Here is a 1,635-nt window from a genome sequence, read left to right as displayed (position 1 = left end):
TCGATGAGCTGCCAGGTGTCCGCCCACGCCTCGTTGTAGGTGAAGCGGTCGCCCACCCCGCCGGCGGCGCGCGCCACACTGGAAAGCGCCAGGAGGCGGTGCGGCCGGTCCTCCACGTGCACGGCCACCGCCCTGAAGACGCGCAGCGCCGGCGCGAAGTACCCCTGCAGCATCCAGAAGAAGGCCACGTCGTGCGCCAGCGCCACCACCCGCGGATGGCGCCGTCCGTACGCGCGGAACGCCTTGCGCGCGAACGACGTCACCTCCTCCGCGTTGCCGTTGCGGATGGCGATGCAGCACAGGTCGTGGAGCGCCAGCGGCTTGATGTTCCACAGCCCGTGCCGCCGCGCGGCGCGAAGGGCCACCATCAGCTTGTCGCGAGCGCCCGCGTAGTCGCCGCGCTGGATGAGGAGGTTGGCCCACCCGCAGTACGCCATCCCGTACGACTTCCAGTCGTCGTTGCGGCGCGCCAGGCCGATGGTGCGGCGGTACCACGTCTCCGCCCGCCGGTACTGCGCCGCGCGGCGCGACAGGTAACCCACCCAGTACGCCGCCTCCGCATCGTGCGGCGACACCACCGCCGCCGCCTCGCCGAAGGCCAGCGCCGTGCGCCGGTACCCCGTCGAGATCGCCCAGCGCGAGACGGCCAGGCAGGTCTCCGTCAGCTCGGAGGCGTGCGCGGGTTCCCCATCCAGCAGCCGCGCGATCGCCAGGAGCGGCGACTGCACCGCCCGCGCCTCGGGCAGCGAAGCCAGCTCGATGCGGCGCCGGTCCGCCGCCCCGGGGGCGAAGAGGAGCGGGTGCTCCTCCGGCTCCGTGGCCGACCACAAATCTACGTCGCGAAGGGATTGCCACAGGAGCAGCCCGAGCGCGTTGCGCAGCTCGTCGACCACGGCGAAGCCGTCGAAGGGCTCGTCCGTGTAGCGCAGCCCCGGCGGCACCACCCAGCGTCGGGACGGGCGGCGCGAGCGCTTAGATCCGGCTTCCCCCATCGTATCTCCGCATCCGTTGTGAAATCATGCTTCGTCGTGAAAGAAACGATATAGAGTGAGCCACCCTCGCACAACTGAACAGAGTGAACAGGTCCGGGCGCTGGCCGGATGCATGCGCGGGCGTAACCAGCGGGACCGGAACGCCACCGTTCATCGCCTCGTCCACTTGTTTAGTAGATCCTTGCTTGATCAAACGAACGCATGCGGCGGGTCTGCGGGCGCCCGCGGGTGCACGTGCGGAGGCGTGAACGGCGCGCGCACTCCGCAGGGCACCGCCCTTGCAACCCCGCCCGCGTCGATCTTGCCCTCCCTCCACCCCGGCACACACGCGGCGAATGCCCCACTCGAACACCCTCGGCCCCGCGGTGGGCGAACTCGAAGCCCGCCTCGGCGCGGACCGCCTGGAGCGGGACGCGCTCCTGGGGCCGGTCACCACCTTCAAGATCGGCGGCCCGGCCGACATGCTCTACCGCGCGCTGACCCCCGACGAGCTCGCGCGGGCCGTGCTGGCCGCGCGCGAGCTGGAGATCCCCTTCTTCCTGCTGGGAATGGGGGCCAACATCCTGATCGGCGACCGGGGCTTCCGCGGGCTGGTGATCAAGAACGAGGTGGAGCACGTCGACTTCCTGGACGACAACCGCGT

The 1,635-nt window shown here is 70.8% G+C and carries 1 protein-coding gene and 1 pseudogene; one reads left to right on the top strand and one right to left on the bottom strand.

Features of this window, described 5'->3' with window-relative positions; genetic code table 11:
* The coding region (locus tag VF665_RS01820) for a tetratricopeptide repeat protein (RefSeq protein WP_331051692.1) at positions 1-992 on the bottom strand (992 nt) is incomplete at its 3' end.
* A gap of 335 nt (positions 993-1,327) precedes the next feature.
* On the opposite strand from VF665_RS01820, the pseudogene VF665_RS01815 reads away from it, so the two are divergent.
* Positions 1,328-1,635, top strand: a pseudogene (locus VF665_RS01815) (UDP-N-acetylenolpyruvoylglucosamine reductase); the annotation flags it as partial.

Source organism: Longimicrobium sp. (assembly GCF_036387355.1).
Taxonomy (GTDB): domain Bacteria; phylum Gemmatimonadota; class Gemmatimonadetes; order Longimicrobiales; family Longimicrobiaceae; genus Longimicrobium.
Note: the sequence above shows the minus strand (reverse complement) of the source record. Positions and strands in the feature narration are given on the sequence as shown.